Here is a 2,398-nt window from a genome sequence, read left to right as displayed (position 1 = left end):
TAACGTCTTAGTATTTATACGTTACGTTGCTTGTATCGTATAAATACTTTGTTGAACGAAGCATGCTCATCATCCAACATTTTTATTGGTATGCTTAATGCTATAGGAATTCTCTTTTTTAGGGAAGTTGTTGATTGCAGATTTATTCGACACCCTTTTACTACTAGACGGGTTAGTTACTGTTTATTAATTACATTTCTACGCTTTTTTATATCGTTTCTGTCTGCTTATTGTCTACTGTCATCCTTTTTATTTATTTTGGGCAGCACCACATCTAAGCTGATCCTCTGTCACACCAACTTAGTTAACTAGTTGCTTTTAACGGTTCGACTTACTATTCATCCACTATCCATTATTACGCCTCCCGTCGCTAGACCGTCGATTTTTGCATCCTTTATACAGAGGCTTTTCATTATCAACTGCCCTTGTTTACATGATGGGCAAGGCCAATTAACTCTCATCGCACCTGTTGTATCTGACTTTCCCTTATTTTCAGTCTCATGCTTGTCTGTTTGTGCGCTGATAATACCCCGTTTTTTTGCTCTACACGCACTGGCTAAAAACCCGTAGTGCCGTATTCGCATAAACCCATTTGGGAGCACATGCAGTAAATAGCGCCTAATAAATTCTATGCCTGTTAATGTCATTCGCTTTATTTTGCTGTCTCGGTAGTCTTTATAACTAAACGTGACATCATCTTTTGTTACTTGCTTAAGCCGTCCTTCATGCAACATGCCTTTACGTGTGTAGCGTCCAAGGTATTTCAACACTGTTTTCGGTTCGGTCAAATTCACTTTGCTGTGTACACACCATGATTTTGTCATTAACAATTCGTTTTGAGGTATCGTTAGTTTATGCGCCCTAATGGCTGCTAGCATTTTTGCTCTAAATACGACTGCTAAGGCTTTTACTGCAAATAAATACGACTTTTTAACACCCCGCCATTCACCTGACGACGTTAATACGCCACCTGGAATCAAACAGTGTAAATGAATATGTTGAGCAAGGCTTTGCCCCCATGTATGTAAGACCGCAGTCATTCCTAACGTGCCTTGTAGCTGTTTTTTACGCTGCGCAAACTGACTAAGGGTTTGCCATACAGCATGAAATAAACAGCTGTAAATTTCACGTGGATATTGCTTTGCTAACCCATTTAGTTCATGAGGGAGTGTAAATACCAGATGAAAATAAGGCGCATTGATGACATCCTTACTTTGTTGTTCACTCCATTGCTCGCTAACATGCCCTTGGCACTGCGGACAGTGTCTATCTCTGCATGCGCAGTACACCGTTTCACTATGCTCGCAGCGATCACACTGCCATTGCTGAGCACCTAACTTTACGGTTCTACATTCCTGTATATGCTGACACACTCGCTGTTGTTGATAGGTTAATGCATGGATTTTTTTATAGTTACAGAGGTGTTGCGCTAAGACATCTGCGACATGATGCATCGTTGCCATTTTAATTTCCCTCCCACGCAGCCATTAAATCATGGCTGCTATGTGCCATCTCAGGCAACCAATGCAAATAACGCTCTGTCGTACGAATACTCGTATGTCCGAGCTGCTTTTGTAACTGATGAAGCGGCATACCAGCTTCAATTTGATGTGTGGCATAAGCATGGCGCAAGCTATGCGCGGATACATTTTTTGTAATTTCAGCCCGCGCTACCGCACGTTTTAATCCACGACTAAACGTTTTTGCATCAATCGCTTTTTCTTTATCCCAGTTAGTACAAAACAGTATACTGCCAAGGGAAAACCCTGCTATGTAAGCGTTTAACCGCCTTGCTGCACTTTTAGGTAATATGACACGACGGTCTTTATTACCTTTTCCTGATCTAACCCATAGGCAGTCTTGGCTGAATTCAATATCAACAACCCGTAAATTCAGTAATTCACTTATTCTGAGTCCGCACCCATAGCAAATACAAAGCATAACTTTTTGTTGTACAGATACCGTATTTAAAAACAGGCGATGAACCTCATCTCGTGTTAGTAATATTGGTATTTTGTGTGCCTTTTTAGGCAATACGATATCAATGCTGAATGAGCGCTGTAGTACATATTTATATAGAAAATTAACGGCATTGAGTTTTAATGCAATCGTTGCACGCGACAAGTGCTGTGTTAGGTTTACATACCTAAAATACGCCTCAAGCTCTTCCTTATTAATTAAGTCAGGCGATTTATCGTAGTAATTAGCTAACTGAGCAAGTGCATTTATATAAGATTCTTCGGTACGTGGTGAGTAGCCTCTTAAACGGATCTCGTCTATGACGCGTTGTCTTAATGGGGTCATTGGTTTTCTCCGGTGAATAGGGGGAAGTCCCAATGACAAGTGTGGCAATTATGCTAGAAGTTGCTAGCTCCGCGTAGCGGCTTTGTTCAACAGC

The 2,398-nt window shown here is 41.0% G+C and carries 2 protein-coding genes; both read right to left on the bottom strand.

The genetic code is table 11. From position 1 onward, the window contains the following. Positions 1-338: 338 nt before the first annotated feature. Positions 339-1,454, bottom strand: a complete 1,116-nt coding sequence (locus J5X91_RS17910; protein WP_244453980.1) for an IS91 family transposase — start codon at positions 1,452-1,454, stop codon at positions 339-341. A 10-nt stretch (positions 1,455-1,464) separates the two neighbouring features. Beyond that, positions 1,465-2,304 (bottom strand): tyrosine-type recombinase/integrase, encoded by an 840-nt coding sequence (locus J5X91_RS17905; protein WP_208835386.1) that lies wholly within the window; start codon positions 2,302-2,304, stop codon positions 1,465-1,467. Positions 2,305-2,398: the final 94 nt, after the last annotated feature.

The organism is Pseudoalteromonas sp. K222D (assembly GCF_017653575.1).
In the GTDB taxonomy this organism is placed as follows: domain Bacteria; phylum Pseudomonadota; class Gammaproteobacteria; order Enterobacterales; family Alteromonadaceae; genus Pseudoalteromonas; species Pseudoalteromonas nigrifaciens.
The sequence above is the reverse complement of the archived record's forward strand: the minus strand, read 5'-3'. Positions and strand labels throughout refer to the sequence as shown.